Annotated in this window: 13 protein-coding genes; 6 read left to right on the forward strand and 7 right to left on the reverse strand. The window is 57.3% G+C overall.

Annotation, left to right across the window (positions count from 1 at the left end):
* Positions 1-168 precede the first annotated feature (168 nt).
* The 3 genes from I9187_RS03100 to I9187_RS03110 all read right to left on the reverse strand — a co-directional run bounded on the left by I9187_RS03100 (position 169) and on the right by I9187_RS03110 (position 2841).
* Positions 169-1335, reverse strand: a complete 1167-nt coding sequence (locus I9187_RS03100; RefSeq protein ID WP_171178060.1) for an alpha-hydroxy acid oxidase — start codon at positions 1333-1335, stop codon at positions 169-171.
* A 147-nt stretch (positions 1336-1482) separates the two neighbouring features.
* Complete coding sequence (trpA, locus tag I9187_RS03105) at positions 1483-2274, reverse strand: tryptophan synthase subunit alpha (protein WP_171178058.1); 792 nt, start codon at positions 2272-2274, stop codon at positions 1483-1485.
* Between the two features lie 78 nt (positions 2275-2352).
* Complete coding sequence (locus tag I9187_RS03110; protein ID WP_209509523.1) at positions 2353-2841, reverse strand: acyloxyacyl hydrolase; 489 nt, start codon at positions 2839-2841, stop codon at positions 2353-2355.
* 200 nt (positions 2842-3041) lie between these two features.
* Here I9187_RS03110 and ychF point away from each other — a divergent pair, with 200 nt between their 5' ends.
* Positions 3042-4139, forward strand: a complete 1098-nt coding sequence (gene ychF, locus I9187_RS03115) for a redox-regulated ATPase YchF (RefSeq protein ID WP_171178056.1) — start codon at positions 3042-3044, stop codon at positions 4137-4139.
* Positions 4140-4161: 22 nt separating this feature from the next.
* On the opposite strand, the gene I9187_RS03120 is transcribed toward ychF, so the two are convergent.
* Both I9187_RS03120 and I9187_RS03125 read right to left on the reverse strand, forming a co-directional pair.
* Positions 4162-4518, reverse strand: coding sequence for a nuclear transport factor 2 family protein (locus I9187_RS03120; protein WP_171178054.1), 357 nt, complete (start codon positions 4516-4518; stop codon positions 4162-4164).
* The gene (locus tag I9187_RS03125; protein ID WP_209509524.1) at positions 4515-5039 is read right to left on the reverse strand and encodes a MaoC family dehydratase; all 525 of its coding nucleotides are present in this window, start codon (positions 5037-5039) and stop codon (positions 4515-4517) included. Before I9187_RS03125 ends, I9187_RS03120 begins: the two co-directional genes overlap by 4 nt.
* A 114-nt stretch (positions 5040-5153) precedes the next feature.
* Between I9187_RS03125 and I9187_RS03130 the strand changes: the two genes are divergently transcribed.
* The 5 genes from I9187_RS03130 (at position 5154) to I9187_RS03150 (ending at position 12056) form a co-directional block, all read left to right on the forward strand.
* A complete protein-coding gene (locus I9187_RS03130) occupies positions 5154-6035 on the forward strand; it encodes a LysR family transcriptional regulator (protein ID WP_171178052.1) in 882 nt (293 codons plus the stop codon).
* An 85-nt stretch (positions 6036-6120) separates the two neighbouring features.
* Complete coding sequence (locus tag I9187_RS03135; RefSeq protein ID WP_171178051.1) at positions 6121-7824, forward strand: NAD(P)H-dependent oxidoreductase subunit E; 1704 nt, start codon at positions 6121-6123, stop codon at positions 7822-7824.
* A 13-nt stretch (positions 7825-7837) separates the two neighbouring features.
* A complete protein-coding gene (gene fdhF / locus I9187_RS03140) occupies positions 7838-10621 on the forward strand; it encodes a formate dehydrogenase subunit alpha (RefSeq protein WP_209509525.1) in 2784 nt (927 codons plus the stop codon).
* 114 nt (positions 10622-10735) lie between these two features.
* Positions 10736-11521: a cyclase family protein gene (locus tag I9187_RS03145; protein ID WP_209940057.1), complete on the forward strand. Its 786-nt coding sequence runs from the start codon at positions 10736-10738 to the stop codon at positions 11519-11521.
* A 13-nt stretch (positions 11522-11534) separates the two neighbouring features.
* Positions 11535-12056, forward strand: a complete 522-nt coding sequence (locus tag I9187_RS03150) for a thioesterase family protein (protein WP_171235341.1) — start codon at positions 11535-11537, stop codon at positions 12054-12056.
* 4 nt (positions 12057-12060) lie between these two features.
* Here I9187_RS03150 and I9187_RS03155 read toward each other — a convergent pair whose 3' ends face one another.
* Together I9187_RS03155 and I9187_RS03160 are read right to left on the reverse strand one after the other, a co-directional pair.
* The gene (locus I9187_RS03155) at positions 12061-16149 is read right to left on the reverse strand and encodes a translocation/assembly module TamB domain-containing protein (protein ID WP_245222938.1); all 4089 of its coding nucleotides are present in this window, start codon (positions 16147-16149) and stop codon (positions 12061-12063) included.
* Positions 16146-17951, reverse strand: a complete 1806-nt coding sequence (locus I9187_RS03160) for a BamA/TamA family outer membrane protein (protein WP_171238105.1) — start codon at positions 17949-17951, stop codon at positions 16146-16148. The genes I9187_RS03155 and I9187_RS03160 overlap by 4 nt, the downstream gene beginning before the upstream one ends.
* Positions 17952-17998 lie beyond the last annotated feature (47 nt).

Genomic DNA, 17998 nt, shown 5'->3' on the forward strand with positions numbered 1-17998 from the left:
GGTTTGGAAAGGGGGTTTTAGTCCGTTTTTTGTTTTGCGAGGCTCTGCCTCGCGCTCCGAGGTATTTTTAGCCAGATGAATACAGGATCCCTACTTCATCTGGCGGAAAATACCTCGGGGGAGGCGCCCTTAGGGCGACGGGGGCAGAGCCCCCAATGTCCAGCCGGTTCAGCCTTGCCAACGGCCTCCGAAGTCTTCGGGGACAAGCAGGTTGTGACGCCCCAGCCCTTCGATAGTTTTTTCACCGCAGAGCGCCATTGTCGTGTCCAATTCCTTCCGGATAACCTCAAGCGCGGTGGTCACGCCATTCTGACCCATTGCGCCAAGGCCATAGACAAAAGCACGGCCGATATAGGTACCTTTGGCCCCAAGCGCCAAAGCCTTAAGCACGTCCTGACCAGATCGGATACCACTGTCGAGATGAACCTCGATATCACTGCCAACGGCGTCCATGATCTCGGGCAGGACGCGGATCGAGCTGAGTGCGCCGTCAAGCTGACGACCGCCGTGGTTTGATACGACTATGGCGTCTGCGCCCAGCTTGGCCGCCATTTTTGCATCCTCTGCGTCCAGGATACCTTTCAGGATTACTTTGCCGCCCCATTGTTCCATCAGTTTTTCGACCTTGGCCCAATCCAGGCTGGGATCGAACTGTTCTGCGGTCCAGGCACCAAGGGAAGACGCATCCGATATCCCGTCGACATGGCCGACGATATTGCCGAACTCACGCCTTTGGGCACCCAGCATTTCTATTCCCCAAGCCCATTTTGTCATTAGGTTTGCAATGGTTTTGGCAGTCAGCTTCGGCGGGGCGGAAAGGCCGTTTTTCAGATCCTTATGACGTTGGCCCAGAATCTGCAGATCCAGAGTGATCACCAGCGCTGAACATTTGGCGTCTTTGGCGCGCTGGATCAGTCGGCTGACGTAATCCGTGTCCTTCATCGTATAAAGCTGAAACCAGAATGGCTTGATGGTGTGTTCAGCCACGTCTTCGATCGAGTTGATTGACATGGTCGAAAGCGTGAAGGGTACGCCAAATTCCTCGGCCGCTTTTGCGGCCTTCATTTCTCCGTCCGCGTGTTGCATTCCTGTCAACCCGACCGGAGCCAGCGCGACCGGCATCGAGACATCCTCGCCAATCATATGTGAGGCCGTCGAGCGCCCGGACATATCGACCGCAACCCGCTGGCGCAGGCGGATCTGTTCAAAATCGCTGCTGTTTTCGCGGAACGTTTGTTCTGTCCAACTGCCACTTTCAGCGTAATCATAGAACATCCGGGGTACACGGCGTTCGTATATACGCCTGAGGTCTTCGATATTGGTTATTACGGGCATGCGGCGGACCTCCGGGCTGTCTGGTTATTTTTTCTTACCAATCCAGCGCGCCGCCTGCAACGGATTGACCCTGTGCCTAGGTGTCAAAAACCCGCCGCACAAGGCACTGCGACGGTTTTTTTTGAGCTTTGAGATGTATCGCTGAGATCAGACGCTGTGTGCCCCATCCGACAGGGATTTTACGAAATCCAAGACTTCAGCGACCGGCTTGCCCGCGGCGATCTGGCTGACAATGGCGGATCCGACCACAGCACCGTCGGACACTGATGCAATATTGCGGGACTTCTCGGGCGTGTTGATGCCAAAGCCTACGATCACGGGCAAATCTGTTGCGGCCTTTATGCGGGCGACCTCTGGGCCGACATCCGTCGCCTGCGCCTCGGCCGCTCCGGTGATCCCGGTGATCGAAACGTAATATACGAAGCCCGATGTGTTCTGCAGAACGCGTGGCAGACGTTTGTCATCTGTGGTGGGGGTTGCCAGACGGATGAAATTCAAACCTGCTGCCTGTGCAGGCAGGCACAGTTCTTCATCTTCCTCGGGGGGAAGGTCGACAACGATCAGACCGTCGATTCCGGCTTCTTTGGCATCCGCCAGAAATGCGTCAACGCCCCGGCTGTAAATCGGGTTGTAATACCCCATCAGCACTATTGGTGTTGTATCGTCGGTTTCCCGGAACGCACGTGCCAAATCCAAGGTGCGCTGCAAGGTCATGCCACCATCCAGCGCGCGTTGCCCCGCGGCTTGAATCGTGGGGCCATCGGCCATCGGGTCGGTGAAGGGCAAACCCAGTTCGATGATGTCCACTCCAGCACCCGGCAGGCCTTTGACCACTTCAAGCGAGGTGTCATAGTTGGGGTCTCCTGCCATGACATAAGCAACAAAAGCCTTTTTACCTTCGGCTTTCAGGGCGGCGAACTTGGCGTCGATACGGGTCATCGGATGTCCTTGCAGTCGGGTTTCGACCCGTGTGCAGAAACTTTGACCGAAAATCAATCCCGCCAGGGCAGGAATAGATCAGAAGCCCAGATGATAGCGCAGTAGCACCGCGTTTACGCCAGGGTTATCGTCGTTTGTGCTGGCGTTGGATTTATGTGTGATCGCAAACGACACGCTGTTTCCGTTGTCCAGTGCATAGCCAAGGCCAAGGAGACTGCGGATCTGAAAGTCACCCCCCAAGTCGTTCAGATCAATACTTGGGTTAAAATACCCTGGCATAACGCTGCCTTCGACAAACCAGCGTTCGTTCAGCGCATACAGTCCGACCACCCCCAGGCCGATGTGAAAATCGCCATTCTCATGAAGAGACAATGCTGTTCCCCAACCTACGCTGAACCGGGTCGCCTGATGAAACGGCTTATGGTGGTATTCAAGGGAGAAAAGCGCTTGGTCCTCGGATGCATTGTCAGAGAAGTCTGCATGTCCAGCGGCAAATATGACTTGTTGGGCTTGGGCTGTCGCATATGCGGATACTGTCAACGCGGTCGCAAGTAAGAGCTGTTTCATTTTATTCTGCCAGTGAATTCTCGACGTTCAATGCTAGTTGGTTATCGAAGGGGCATTTTTTCATTTCAGCCTAGAACACGTTTTTGGAACGTTTTTGTGATGTGACGATTTGGACTCAGCCGTGGCAAGCCCAGCAATGGCTTGCGCATTGAGGCTGACCTGCATAGAAGCTGCGTTCGTATTCTATGCAGGAGGCCGTGATGGGCTTTAAAATGGGAATCGTGGGTTTGCCGAATGTAGGCAAGTCGACCCTGTTCAACGCGTTGACCAAAACCGCAGCCGCGCAGGCGGCGAACTTCCCGTTTTGCACCATCGAGCCCAACGTGGGCGACGTGGCTGTGCCGGACGATCGACTGTACAAGCTGGCCGCGATAGCGTCGTCCAAGCAGATCATCCCAACGCGGATGACGTTCGTGGATATTGCCGGCCTAGTCAAAGGCGCCTCAAAGGGTGAGGGTCTGGGTAACCAGTTTCTGGCCAACATCCGCGAGACTGACGCCATTGCGCATGTGCTGCGTTGTTTCGAAGACGGCGACGTGACCCACGTGGATGGCCGTGTCGATCCGGTGGCCGATGCTGATACGATTGAGACCGAGCTTATGCTGGCCGATCTGGAAAGCATCGAAAAGCGTCGCGCGAACCTGGTGCGCAAGCTCAAGGGCAACGACAAAGAGGCGCAGCAGCAGGATCGCCTGTTGGCCGAGGCGCAAGCTATGCTGGAAAACGGTAAGCCGGCGCGGTTGGTCGAAGTGAGCGACGAAGACGCAAAGGCATGGAAGATGCTGCAACTGCTGACCACCAAACCGGTGCTTTATGTCTGCAACGTGTCCGAAGAAGAAGCTGCTGAGGGCAACGAGTATTCAGCGAAAGTGGCCGAGATGGCTGCGGCGCAGGGCAATTCCCACGTCATTATCAGCGCTAAGATCGAAGAAGAGATCAGCCTGCTGGAAGAAGACGAAGCCCAGATGTTCCTGGAAGAGATGGGTCTGGAAGAACCCGGCCTCGACCGTCTGATCCGCGCTGGTTACGACCTGCTGAAGCTGGAAACCTATTTCACCGTCGGCCCGAAAGAGGCCCGCGCCTGGACGATCCGCACCGGCACCGCCGCGCCACAGGCCGCTGGCGTGATCCACGGTGACTTCGAGAAAGGCTTCATCCGCGCCGAGACAATTGCCTATGACGACTATATCGCCGCCAATGGCGAGCAGGGCGCGAAAGAGGCGGGCAAGATGCGGGCAGAGGGTAAGGGCTACATCGTCAAGGACGGCGATGTGATGCATTTCTTGTTTAATACTTAAGGTCGCTTGTTAAACGCGTATTTCAGGGCGTTTCGTTTAGACTGCAGTGGGTGATCAGCCACCTGCCGTCCGGCTGTTTGTATAACACGTTGAGCAATGTCCCATGATCGGCTTCGCCTTCGCTGAAACGCGCAAGGCACCAGCCAATATGGCCGTTGATATCGGCTTGTACGACCTCGATAGCTTTGGACTTGGCATCCTCTTCTATCCACGCGGCATGCGCCGCTTCGATCGCCTTCCGACCCTTTACCGCAGGCCCATACGGTGAGAAGAGTTCTGCATTGTCTGTGAAATAGGTCGCGCATCCCGCTGGGTCATTGGATCGATAACATTCGACATAGCCATCAAACAGTTTCTGAAATTCTAGGATCACATTCATTTTGTGCGCTTCGCTTCTCTCGTCGGTTTTGCTGAGTCTGCTTGTCCCCGCCGTGCCATCACATGGTCAATGATGAAGCTGAGTACTTCGATGTCTTTTTGGTTGTATGTACGATACCGGAAACGCACCGTACCCCTGTCAGGCTTTGAATGTGAAGGCGTGATCGCCTCGACCGTTACGCGCACGCAGATAGTATCCCCCGAGAAAACCGGTGCGAGCCAGCGCACTTCGTCCATGCCGTGGCCGCCAAGATTTGTACCGTTAAGCACACCAGTGTCGCGAAATAGCCGGAAGGTAAGCGCTATGGTTTGAAAGCCGCTTGCGATAAGGCCGCCAAAAATGGACTCTGTCGCAGCGATCTTGTCTATGTGGAATGGTTGCGGATCGTGCACGAGGGCAAAATCCACGATCGCGCCCTCTGTAAGAGTTACGCCTCCGGTCTCGAAGGAGTCTCCAAGCATCAGATCATCGAGATATTTGCCCTTAATCATCCCAATACTCGCATCCACCGCGTCTTTCATAGTATCGCTGACAGGTTCAAAAAGAAACTCTCCGAAGTTCGTGGATGAAGCGCATTTCTATGCAGGTAAAAACGCGTTAGTCTGCCGTTTGCTCTCAAGTTGGACCGACTAGAAATGATCGAAATCCGCGACCTGCAATTGCTCAGCGCTTTGGCGCGTCATCGCCATTTTGCCAAAGCGGCCGAGGAATGCGGGATTTCGCAGCCCGCGTTCTCGATGCGTATCCGCAATCTCGAGGATCGGCTTGGCCTATCCATAGTCCGCCGCGCAAACCGGTTTCAGGGTCTCACGGAAGAGGGCGAGATGATTGTCCAACGGGCGCGACGTATCCTCGATGACACCAAGGCGCTGGAGCAGCAAGTGCTGGCAGCCAAGGGTGAGATCACAGGGACGTTGATATTGGGCGTGATCCCCACAGCAATCGCGTTCACCGGTCGCCTGATCAAACGTCTGCGTATGGCCCATCCCCGGATCGTGACCCGGATTGAAACCATGTCCGCCACCGCGATTCAGCACCGACTGGACGAAGGCAGCCTGGATGCAGGGATAACTTATGGCGACAGCATCGGTACGGACCTGCGGCAAGTGCAGCCACTGTACGAGGAAACCTATGTCCTGTTGGTGCCATCCCACATGACCGAGGAAACTGGCCCGATTCCCTGGGCTCAGGTCGCCGATTTTCCGTTGAGCCTGCTTGAGCCGCAGATGCAGAATCGTCGTATCCTGGACCGGATTTTTGCGGAACAGGGCCTGCATCCTGACGTCGTAGCCGAAACCAGCGGCTTCACCGCTTCAATGGTCATGGCGAGAGAGGGGCTGGCGGCCACTGTCGTGCCTCGGGTCCTTGTGCGCGCGCTGGGCGACTTGAAAGGGACCCGTGTGTTGCCGCTGGTCGATCCCATTGTCAGCAAACCCATTTGCCTGGCCACCCTCAGTCGCGACCCAGAACTGCCAACGGTCGGCGCGTTGCGTAGCGTGGTGACGTCTTTACGGTGATAAACCGTCGTTATCGTGCGATTGCCAAATGCGATTTGACGATATGCTGATCTGATGAGACACGGAGCCTCAATCGGAGGGCATCATGGCACCATTAGATATCAAGCCATCAGGCGCACCCAAGGGCGTCTGGAAGTCAGGTAAAGGCAAGGGGCGGCACACGCCCAAAGGCCGTCAATTCACGGATGAGGCGCAGGCCGAGATTCATCGCCTGTTGGGCCATCGCCCGCGCCGCCGCGATTTGCTGATTGAATTCCTGCATTTGATCCAGGACGCGCACGGTCATATCAGTGCCGACCACATTGCAGCTTTGGCAGTTGAGATGCGCATCGGTCAGGCGGAAATCTATGAAACCGCCACCTTCTATGCCCATTTCGATGTGGTGAAAGAAGATGAAACACCTCCGCCCGCGCTGACGATCCGGGTCTGTGATTCCCTGTCTTGCGAAATGGCCGGTGCCCAGCAGTTGCAGAAAGCGTTGGAAAACGGGTTGGACGCCTCTGAGGTTCGCGTTGTCCGCGCGCCGTGTATGGGCCGCTGCGATACAGCTCCGGTGTTGGAGATCGGTCACAACCATATCGATCATGCGACCCCTGAAAAGGTACAGGTCGCGATTGCCGCGGAAGATACCCATACCCATCTGCCCGATTATGAAGCCTTCGCCGCCTACGAAGCCAATGGCGGTTACGCCAAGCTGAAGGAGCTGCGCGACGGCGGTGATTGGGAAAAGGTGCAAGAAGACGTGCTGTCCTCGGGCCTGCGCGGTCTGGGTGGCGCGGGCTTCCCGTCTGGTAAGAAATGGGGCTTTGTTCGCATGAACGAAGGTCCACGCTATCTGGCCGTGAACGGGGATGAAGGCGAACCCGGCACGTTCAAGGACCGTTACTATCTGGAACGCACGCCGCATGTCTTCCTTGAGGGCATGTTGATCGCCGCCTGGGCGGTCGAGGCCGAGACCTGCTTTATCTATATGCGTGACGAATACCCTGCGGTGCTGGAAATCCTACGCCGTGAGATCGCCGCGTTGGAACAGGCGGGTATCGTCGAAGAAGGTTACATCGACCTTCGCCGGGGTGCTGGCGCTTATATCTGCGGCGAAGAATCTGCGATGATCGAGTCGATCGAAGGCAAAAAGGGCCTGCCCCGTCACCGTCCTCCGTTCGTGGCGCAGGTTGGTGTCTTTAACCGCCCGACCTTGGTGCACAATGTCGAAACATTGTATTGGGTCACCAAAGTGTGCCGAGAGGGGCCGGAATGCCTCAACAGCACCGAAAAGAACGGTCGCAAGGGCCTGCGCAGCTATTCGGTCTCGGGTCGGGTGGCTAAGCCGGGCGTTTACCTGCTGCCCGCAGGTTCGACCATTCTGGATGTGATTGATGCCGCCGGCGGCATGGCCGAAGGCCATGTGTTCAAGGCGTATCAACCGGGCGGGCCGTCGTCAGGTCTTCTCCCCTCCAGCATCGATGACGTCCCGCTCGACTTTGACACTCTGCAACCGCTGGGCACCTTCATCGGCTCCGCTGCGGTTGTGGTTTTGTCAGATCAGGACACCGCCCGCGACGCTGCGCTGAACATGCTGCGGTTCTTCGAAGATGAAAGTTGCGGTCAGTGCACGCCCTGCCGTGCGGGTTGCGAAAAGGCGGTTAAGCTGATGCAGGCCGACAAATGGGACACCGAACTGTTGGAAGATCTGTGCCAGGTCATGGGAGATGCCTCGATCTGCGGTCTGGGGCAGGCGGCCCCGAATCCGATCCGCCTAGTCATGAAACATTTCGCTGACGAAATCTGAGGGAGACAGAGCCATGCTTGACGCAAGTCCAACCAAGACCGTCACCTTCAACCTGAACGGCGAAGATGTCACTGTGCCCGAAGGCTGGACCATCTGGGAAGCCGCCAAAGGGCAAGGTTTCACAATTCCGCACCTGTGCCACAAGCCTCAGCCGGGCTACAAACCCGACGGCAACTGCCGCGCTTGTATGGTTGAGGTCGAAGGCGAGCGCACGTTGGTCGCCTCGTGCATCCGTCCTGCGGCGGACGGCATGGTTGTGAAAACCGACAGCGCGCGTGCCGAGAAGTCCCGCGCCATGGTCATGGAACTGCTGGTCGCGGACCAGCCAAAGGAAGCGCACGACACCTCAAGCCATTTCTGGGATATCGCCAAGCTGAACGATGTCAGCGACAGCCGTTTCCCGGCGAAAGAGGCCGAGAAAATCCCGCTGCTGGATGACAGCCACGTCGCGATGCGCGTTAATCTGGATGCCTGCATCAACTGCAACCTCTGCGTCCGCGCTTGCCGCGACGTGCAGGTGAATGACGTGATCGGCATGGCCGGTCGCGGCCACACTGCGCAGGTGGTGTTTGACCAGAACGACCCAATGGGCGCATCAACTTGCGTGGCCTGTGGTGAATGTGTTCAGGCTTGCCCGACCGGTGCGCTGATGCCCGCCACCGTGCTGGACGACCAGCAACTGGGCGATAGCAAAGACTACGACAGCGAAACCGAAAGCGTCTGCCCGTTCTGCGGTGTGGGCTGCAAGGTCTCGCTGAAGGTTAAAGACGGTAAGGTCAAATATGTCGAGGGCATCAACGGCCCCGCAAACGAAGGCCGTTTGTGTGTCAAAGGCCGCTTTGGCTTTGACTACATCCACCACCCGCACCGCCTGACCAAGCCGTTGATCCGGCGCGAAGACGCCCCTGAAAAGGGCCTGAACGTCGATCCATCAGACCTGTCGACCCATTTCCGCGAAGCGACCTGGGAAGAGGCGATGGATTTGGCCGCCACCAAGCTAAAAGCCTTGCGCGACGAAGATCCGCGCAGCGTTGCGGGCTTTGGTTCGGCCAAGTGCACCAACGAAGAAGCCTATCTGTTCCAGAAGTTCATCCGTCAGGGATTCAAGCACAACAACGTCGACCACTGCACCCGTCTGTGCCACGCGTCGTCCGTTGCGGCTCTGATCGAGAACGTCGGCTCGGGTGCTGTGACCGCGACCTTCAACGAGATCGAAAACGCGGATGTGGCGATCATCATCGGGGCCAACCCGATTGAAAACCATCCTGTTGCAGCGACCTATTTCAAGCAATTCACCAAGCGCGGTGGCAAGCTGATTGTGATGGATCCGCGCGGTGTCGGCATGCGCAAATTCGCTGACGAAATGCTGCAATTCCGCCCGGGTGCTGATGTCTCGATGCTCAATGCGATCATGAACGTGATTGTCGAAGAGGAACTCTACGACAGCCAGTACATCCACCGCTGGACCGAGAACTGGGAGGCCGAGAAAGAACATCTGCGCCAGTTCACGCCCGAGGCGATGGCACCGATCTGTGGCATCGAACCAGATCAGTTGCGCCGCGTGGCCCGCACATTTGCGCAGGCCAAGGCCGGTCTGATCTTCTGGGGCATGGGCGTCAGCCAGCATATCCACGGCACCGACAACTCGCGCTGCCTGATCAGCTTGGCGCTTATGACCGGCAACGTGGGCAAGCCCGGCGCGGGTCTGCACCCGCTGCGTGGCCAGAACAACGTTCAAGGCGCATCTGATGCGGGTCTGATCCCGATGTTCCTGCCGGACTACAAGACCGTCACGGATGACAACATCCGGGCTCAGTTCACCGATGTCTGGGGCTCGGATGATTTCTCGAACGAGAAGGGCCTGACCGTTACCGAGATCATTGATCAGATCTATGCGCGCAACATCAAGGGTATGTATATTCTGGGCGAAAACCCGGCCATGTCCGACCCGGATGTAAACCACGCCCGTGATGCGTTGGCCAAGCTGGATCTGATGATCGTGCAGGACATCTTCCTGACCGAGACGGCGAACTATGCCGACATCATCCTGCCGGCCTCGGCGCTCTATGAAAAGAACGGGACGGTGTCGAACACCAACCGCCAGGTACAGCGTGTACGCCCGGCCGTGGCACCTCCGGGTGAGGCGCGCGAGGATTGGGCGATCACTGTCGAGTTGGCGCAGCGTATCGGTCTGAACTGGGATTACACAGATGTGTCTCAGGTCTTCAACGAAATGAAGCTGACCATGCAGTCACTGGACAACATCACGTGGGAGCGTCTGGAAACCGAGACGATCACCTACCCGTCGCTCAGCGAAACCGATCCGGGCCAGTCCATCGTGTTTGGCGACGGTTTCCCACGGGCTGATGGCAAGGCCAGGTTCACCCCGGCCAGTATCATCCCACCGGATGAAGCTCCGGATGAAGAGTATCCGATGATAGCCACAACGGGTCGCCAGTTGGAGCATTGGCATACGGGTTCTATGACCCGCCGCGCCACTGTTCTGGATGCGGTAGAGCCGGAAGCGAACTGTTCGATGAATCCGCGTACGCTCAAGCTGATGGGGATCGAACCGGGTGAAATGATCCGTCTGACGACCCGTCGCGGTTCCATCGAGATCATGGTGCGTGCCGACCGGGCGATCGCCGAGGATATGGTGTTCATCCCGTTTGCCTATGTCGAGGCGGCTGCGAACATGCTGACCAATTCGGCCATCGACCCCTATGGCAAGATCCCCGAGTTCAAGTTCTCGGCGATCAAGGTCGAAAAGATCGAAGACGCCATCGCAGCGGAATAACCTCTGCGCCAATCATTCTTTCGAAAAGGCGGTCTTAGCGGGCCGCCTTTTTCGCGTCTTGACAGCAGCTTACGCGCGGCCAACCCTGTGGCTGTTCTTCTGATGGAGTTGCATATGCCTCGCCGTTTCGTCGATTTGTCCGTTCCGCTGGAAACCGGCATTGTATCGGACCCGCCGATCATGCTGCCCGAGATCGAATACCTGACCCATGACCAGACCGCCGAGCAGGTCATGGCCTTTTTCCCCGGCCTTGCGAAAGAAGACCTGCCAGGTGGCGAGGGTTGGGCGCTGGAACGTTTGCAAATCGCGACGCACAACGGCACCCATCTGGACGCGCCCTACCACCACCATTCCACAATGAACAAAGGCGAGAGGGCGATCACCATTGATGAGGTGCCGCTGGAATGGTGCATGAACCCCGGTGTCAAACTGGATTTCCGTCATTTCGAGGATGGCTATGTGGTTACCGCAGCGGATGTCGAGGCCGAACTGAAGCGGATCGGTCATACTCTGAACTCGTTGGATATCGTGGTGGTCAATACGTCCGCAGGGACACAGTATGGCCAACCTGACTATCTGATGAAAGGCTGCGGTATGGGACGTGAGGCGACCTTGTACCTGACAGAACGCGGGGTGCGGGTGACCGGAACAGATGCCTGGAGTTGGGACGCACCCTTCCCGCTGACCGCGCAGGAATATGCAGATACCAAAGACCCCTCGATCATCTGGGAAGGGCACCGCGCCTCGATGGAGATTGGGTATTGCCACATGGGAAAGCTGACCAATTTGGAAACGCTTCCGCCGACAGGGTTTGAAATTTCCTGTTTCCCTTTCAAGATCAAAGGTGCCTCGGCAGGGTTCATCCGCGCCGTTGCGATCTTTGAAGATCCGGACGAGTGAGGACTGTTCAGCCATGTCACAAGATACACAGCCGTTAGGTGGTCATGATGGCCCGTACGATGCGCCTGTTGAAATTCACGAGTTTGCGCTGCAACCAGACTGGATCGATTACAACGGGCATATGAATGTCGGCTACTATGGCGTCGCGTTCGACATGGCCTTCGAACGGCTGCTTGTCGATCAATTGGGTCTTGGCGAGCCCCAGGTCCAGGCGTTGGGGCAGGGGCCGTACGTCCTGCAATCCCACATGCAGTTCCTGCGTGAGGTGACCGACGACATGACGATCTATTTCCAGTTTCGATTGTTGGATGCAGATCACAAACGTGGGCACTATTTCGGTCAGATGATCTCGGCCCCCGACCAGACTGTATGTGCCACGCAAGAAGTGCTGTTCATGAATGTCAGCCACAGAACGGGTCGCTCTGAACCCTATCCGGATTGGGCGGTCACTCGGTTGGCACGGATGGTGTCGGATCACGCGTCTTTGCCACCCGCGCCCCAGATTGGGCAGCCGATTGGTATTCGCCGAAAATGACGCCTTAGTAATCGCGTTCGAAAAACACCCCGATGCCGGTTTCGCCGCGGCCATCAACTGTGCCTTTGACGGTAAAGTTGTCAGTCACATCCAAGTTCAGGTTCACTTCGGTGTCACCTTCGGTGTTGACGGTAAAGTCGGTATACAGGTTCTCACCCAGATAGGCGCCAGCCCCCAACCGGCCAGCACCACTTTCCGATGCGCCGACATCAATTGTATCCACGCCGGTGGATTCACGCAGACTCTTGGTTGCGTCGCCACCCGCGCCGCTGAGTTGTGCCAGCGACGCTGCCATCTGTGCGATCAGGAATGGCGATATTTCTGAGAACCGATTTCCAAACAGCAGCATTGCCAACGCCTCTTCAGCCGGGCGTTCGGGGTCAGAGAACACATCCACTTCTGGTGAATCCAACGGTCCCGCAATCTCAATTGTTGCGGTGCCATCAGAGGTGCTGGCCGAGGATTCGAACTCGATGTAAGGCGTCAAGTCGCCCTGCAGCGTGACGATGCCTTTGGTCAGGGCCAGCCTACGGCCCAGAATGTCGAAATTGCCTCGGATCAATTCGATCTGACCCGATGGAACGACAGCAGCGGTGGTGCCACCGATGAAAATCCGTCCGCCCAGCTCTGCGTTCACGCCCCGCCCACGAACAAACACGGCTTTGGGGGCCAGCAGGCTGATGTCCAGCGCAATTCTGGAATTGCTTTGGCTAGCTTCTTCTGTGACAACCAGCCCCGCGCGTTCACGCGTAACAAAAGCAGAGCGGCTTTCGTTGATATGCTTTATCTCGGGGATTGGGGCTGCGCCGACCGCGCCTGAGGCGGCTGCAAGATTGATGTTTGTTTCGTCGAACGTGATTTGCCCGGCCAGTGAACTGTTTCCGGCCAAGGCCCCGGTCATTGCGATCTGGCCGTTCAAGGTGGTTTCGTAAAGCAACTGATCCGTTAGCACGAGACTGTTCAACGCGGTGGTGATCTGAGCGTTAAACGGTGGCGCGAGGTCAACAGGGCCGCTGACGGTAAAACCACCACCAGCCCGCACACCACCGCTGAGGTTGATGGTTGCACGGCTTTGCGCAAGATCGATCTGACCGCTGATACCGGTGATTGTCTGGCCAGCACCGGGAATGGCAAGTGATGTGCCAGATGTGGTGATCGACCCGCTGAGAGAAGCCAAAGACGGTGCGCCATTCAAGGCCAGGTCGAAACGTGCCGACCCATCGATCTTGTTGGGCGTTATAAAGATATTTGCAATCCCAAGATTGACACCGCCCTGCGCGGTCAGATCCGCCTGGGTGCTGGTTTCATCAAAGGTTCCGGCTACGGTACTGGTGATGTCAGCCGGCCCTTCGGCTTTGACATCGATGGTCCAAAGCCCATTGTCCCGCTTTGCGTTGCCCGAAGCTGCGATGGTGCCCGGGAATTCAGGCACAAACCTTTCGATACGGTTGAACTTTGCGTCGAAATCCAGGTCCGCTGCGCCATTCGTGTCAACCGAACCCGCGACCTTGGCGTAAGAGCTGTCAGGCCCCTGCAAATTGGCTGTGCCCTCGAAACCCGTACTTGTGGGCGCGACATTTCCATCCAGTTTCAATGGGCCTGTAACGGTTTCAGACAGTCGGCCCAGATCGTCCAGGGCGGCTGTAAAGCTTAACCCTCCGGCGTCGCGGTCCAGTTTGCCAGACGCCTCTGCCGACAGGGCAGTTCCCTTCAATCGGAAGCTGCGGATATCAAGCCCTGCATCGCCATTCTGCGCATCCACGGTCAAGGTTGTGCGCCCTTGGATCAGTTTGTCTACAGTGTCGATTCCGGTTTTGATATCATTCGCATCAAGATTGCCTTTCACGTCAAAGCTCTTGTTGCCTACAGCACCTTTGCCCGAAAGTTCGGTTTTGATCGATCCGGCCAGATCGCGTTTGGCTAGGCCCGAGAACAAAGACAGGTTCGGGACATTCAGGCTGGCTTGTCCATCCACAGCCAGCGCATTTGTCGGATCGTCGATTGTGGCTGCCGCTTGAGCCGTTAGGGCGGTTCCGTTAACCTTGGCGTCCCGGATCACGATTTGATCCTGGCTAAGCGCGCCATCAAAGGTAATCTCGGTCCGACCAACAAGCAGCGGGTCGATCTCGGACATACCAGTTTTGATGTCTCGGCTTGTTACGCTGGCGGTACCGTCGAATTCCAGCGTCTGAACTGCGCCTTTACCGCTCAGCTGTGCCTGTATGGCACCGGCGAGCTTACGATTCGCAAGGCCGGAGAAGATGGAAAGATCCTGGGCATTAACCGTGGCCTGCCCGTCGATGGTCAGGTTGCCGCCGGGGGTCGTCACTGCGCCATCAGCTTGCGCGCGCAGTGTGTCGCCGATCAGGGTGAAGTCCCGGATCGTAATCCCATCTGCACTGCGCTTAGCGTCCATGGTGATTTTGGTGTCGCCGCGAATGACCGGATCGATGTCATCGCGCCCTGTGGACAGGTCATTACCTTCGACCTCGAGCTTGCCATCAAAGCTGCCCTCCAGAGGAGAGCCTTTCCCGACAAGCCGGGCAGATGCTTGGCCACTAAGATCCATCTGCGCCAGATCCGAAAACCGTGACAAGTCCGTCGCCTGCAACGTGGCTGTGCCATCTACGGCCAGACCGGTGGACAGGCCGCTGATCACCGCGTCCAGCCCCAGTTCATAATCAGAACCAACCAGCTCCACGCCAGACAGGTTTACCGTTTGATCACTGCCATAGGCGAACACACCATCCAGCGTGATGCGCTCGCCCACGGCTGCGTTCAGCGCATCGTCAGCCAGGTCGATCCCGTCCAGAGCAGCCTGAAGATCGCCATCCAGTTGCAGGGCCGTCCCTTGTTCCAGCGTCCCCTGTGCCGAGATTTGCGCACGTTGCAAATCGATCTGTGGCGTCTTTATTCCGTTGGCCGTAAGGCTCAGGTCCCAAAGATTGCCGTTTTTCTCATCAAACAACGCTGAAATCTGTGCCGCCTCAATAGATGTTTCGCCGCCCGAAACCGGCAAAACCACGCTTTGCCCTTCCGGCGGCGTGATCCGCCCCTGCAAAGCGGCCAATTGCAGTTGGCCACCAGCAGCGAGTTGCAGTTCACCTTCGAGGTTCAGCGCTTGCGATGTCAGCTCAAGGTCGCTGATGTTCAGCGCGCCATCCGGCTCGGTTCGACCGTCCACGAACAACTGTGTTTTGGTGCCGAAAAACGTATCCATGTTGTCGGCGACAAAGGGTGTTAGATCACCGCCCAGATCGGCAGTAAAGGCAATGCCTTCATCTGCGCTCGCCGCAGCGTTCGGGGCTGAACGTAGTCGAACCTGCCCGGTCACACGCGGCTGGCCATCGCTGCTGAGACCAATATCGGCGGTGAAGTCGCTTACTGGCCCAGACCCTTTTGCGGTCAACCCAATGGGTGGGCTGTCTGGGATATTGAGAGCCGTCGAAATCAGGCCGCCTGCCGCCTCGGTCACTTGTAGGTCAAGGTCGATCTGGCTGTCGGCGTTCTGAAATCCTGCGCTTAGCTTGATTTCGTCCCCGGCGCGGTCCAGGCGCGTGATATCAAGATTGGTGTCCAGCGTGCCATCCGCCAACGACAGGTTACCATTCATTGCCAACTCTGCCGCAACGCCGATCAGCGGCTCGCCCAGAGACAGTTCGCTGATGCTGATTTCACCGATTTCAATGGCGACGGGAAGTTCGGGCAGTTGAAAGGCTTGCGTTTCGGCTGCTGGGGGCGGCGTATCTTTGGTGGTTGTGCCCGGGGTGCGGGCGATGTCAATTTCCTGTGCAGTCAGGGCGTTGACGGAAAACCGGCCACGGATCAATGCCAGTCGGTTCCAGTCCAGCACGGCATCCTTAATGGTCAGCCAGACCCCCTCGTCATCGGCAACAGTGATCTCGTCGATTGTAGCCCGCGAACTCAGCGCGCCTTGCAGACCCGAGACCGTCACGTTTTGATCGTCTCCTGACAGCGTGTCCTGCAGGAACCTTTCGATCATGCTGCCGCCTTCATCCTCCTGCGCCAGTCCGGCGACAGGTGCAAACGTCAGCGTTCCGATCAGCAGAGTATATGAAAGGTGCCGTTTCAAAATGCCTGTCCGATCCCGATGTAAAACTGCAGGCCGTCCCCGGTGGGGCCACTCACCGGATAGGCGAGATCAAGTCGTAAAGGTCCAAATCCGCCCAGATCATATCTTACGCCGATACCGGCGCCGGCGTGATCTTCTGCACCGCTGCCAATGAACGAGGACGTATCGACAACACCGTAGTCATAAAACCCGACCAGTGACAGGCTATCAGTGATCTTGCCGCGGATTTCGCCAGACAAACCGATAAACGACTTGCCGCCTGCGATGCCGGTTCCGACTGGAATGCCAAGGCTTTCGAAGGGTTGCCCGCGAACAGTGCCCGCGCCGCCCGAGAAGAACAGAAAATCGGGCGTTACGCCATCTGCAGGCGGGCCGATAACTGAGCCCAATTGCGCGCGCCCGGCCAGAACGATCCGACCGCCGGTCCCCAGGCTTGTATAAGCCCGGCCATCAAAGAACAGGCGGATACCGGTGTCCGTTCCGGAAATTCCGACAAAGGGCATGACTTGCGAATCCAAATAAAACCCCCGCGTGGCGCTGACTTTGCTGTCGCGTTGGTCCCATTCAGATCGGAAGGGCAGGATGAAATACCTGAACTTGCGACCGCTGCCATAGGCGTCATCGGCGTTTGAAAGTTGAAATCCGGCGGACGCCTCGGCATACAAATTGTCGGAAAAGGTGCGGCGTGCACCATAGGCCAAGGACGCAACCGATACGTTGTAGTTTTCCGTGTTGCGCCGTTCCAGCAATGCGCTCCAGAACGTGTTGTCGTCCGGCCCGAGGCGATCCGGTTGATCCAGGCGCAACCCGATCCGGCCATCGATATCCTCGGCCCCGCCGATATTGCGTATCGCCGCTTCAAATCGCAAACGCTCGGCACGTTTGAACATGTTGCGATGGGTCCAGGTCGCAGTGACGTCAACGCCATCGCGCGAGGCCAGTTCGACCCCGAAGGTCAACCGTCGCTTGGGCAGGTCCTCGAACGTGGCATCGAAGTCCAACGTTCCATCCGGGTTTGGTGTCTCGCGCTCTTGCAGCGAGACGACGTTGAACGTGCCGGTGCGGCGCAGACGCGTTCCGACCTTTTGGATCTTTTCAGGCGAATAAACCTCGCCACTTGGGAAACCAGCGATCTTTTCGATGGATGTGTGGCGCACATCTGTGTCGCCCTTGATAAACATCTTGCCAAATGTCAGCCTGCGCCCAGGTTCCAGCGTGACTTGAGCGTCCAGCTGCGCCTGTGAATGACGCGCGATGACGGTTTGCCCAGCGACCCCGGCCTTTGCATGGCCTGCATCCCGCCATCCTTGCACACCGGCCGAGGTGGCCTGCTGAATTGCACCGGTTGTGGCCAGTTTGCCGGTGGCAAACTCTTCCGGCAGAACGGTTTCAGGGGCCAGTGGCTGCACTGTGGCAGTGCCAAATTTAAAGCTGGGTCCAGTCTCAACCGTAATTGCTGCTCGGTCGATTTTAGCAGGCACGGTCAACGAACTTATCTCGGCGGCTTCCTGACCGTCTAATTTGATGCTGACGACAGGGCTGAAATACCCCTCATCATAGAGAATCTGCACAATTGTGCGGTAATCCGACAGCGCGGCGGAAAGGATTTCAAGCGGGGTGTCCAGGCCGCGCTCTTCTGCCGTGGTGACGGATGACGTCTCTTTCAGGCGATCCACCAGCTCCTTGGACGCACCTGGTGCAGTCAGAGAGGTTTCCAATGCCAGTGACACGTTTGGAGCCAACGCCAAAACAGCGACACCCAGCCAGCGCCTCAGACGGCCTTGCGGCTTGCTCCCTTGCATGAATTGCCCCAAATGTCCCAGTTCCAAATATCATACACCGTGTTTGC

Source organism: Ruegeria sp. HKCCE4148 (assembly GCF_017872495.1).
In the GTDB taxonomy this organism is placed as follows: Bacteria; Pseudomonadota; Alphaproteobacteria; order Rhodobacterales; family Rhodobacteraceae; genus Ruegeria.

Coding starts and splice junctions, on each gene's coding strand:
- I9187_RS03100 (WP_171178060.1), bottom strand. CDS start 1,335: ATGCCCGTAATAACCAATATCGAAGACCTCAGGCGTATATACGAACGC.
- trpA (WP_171178058.1), bottom strand. CDS start 2,274: ATGACCCGTATCGACGCCAAGTTCGCCGCCCTGAAAGCCGAAGGTAAA.
- I9187_RS03110 (WP_209509523.1), bottom strand. CDS start 2,841: ATGAAACAGCTCTTACTTGCGACCGCGTTGACAGTATCCGCATATGCG.
- ychF (WP_171178056.1), top strand. CDS start 3,042: ATGGGCTTTAAAATGGGAATCGTGGGTTTGCCGAATGTAGGCAAGTCG.
- I9187_RS03120 (WP_171178054.1), bottom strand. CDS start 4,518: ATGAATGTGATCCTAGAATTTCAGAAACTGTTTGATGGCTATGTCGAA.
- I9187_RS03125 (WP_209509524.1), bottom strand. CDS start 5,039: ATGAAAGACGCGGTGGATGCGAGTATTGGGATGATTAAGGGCAAATAT.
- I9187_RS03130 (WP_171178052.1), top strand. CDS start 5,154: ATGATCGAAATCCGCGACCTGCAATTGCTCAGCGCTTTGGCGCGTCAT.
- I9187_RS03135 (WP_171178051.1), top strand. CDS start 6,121: ATGGCACCATTAGATATCAAGCCATCAGGCGCACCCAAGGGCGTCTGG.
- fdhF (WP_209509525.1), top strand. CDS start 7,838: ATGCTTGACGCAAGTCCAACCAAGACCGTCACCTTCAACCTGAACGGC.
- I9187_RS03145 (WP_209940057.1), top strand. CDS start 10,736: ATGCCTCGCCGTTTCGTCGATTTGTCCGTTCCGCTGGAAACCGGCATT.
- I9187_RS03150 (WP_171235341.1), top strand. CDS start 11,535: ATGTCACAAGATACACAGCCGTTAGGTGGTCATGATGGCCCGTACGAT.
- I9187_RS03160 (WP_171238105.1), bottom strand. CDS start 17,951: ATGCAAGGGAGCAAGCCGCAAGGCCGTCTGAGGCGCTGGCTGGGTGTC.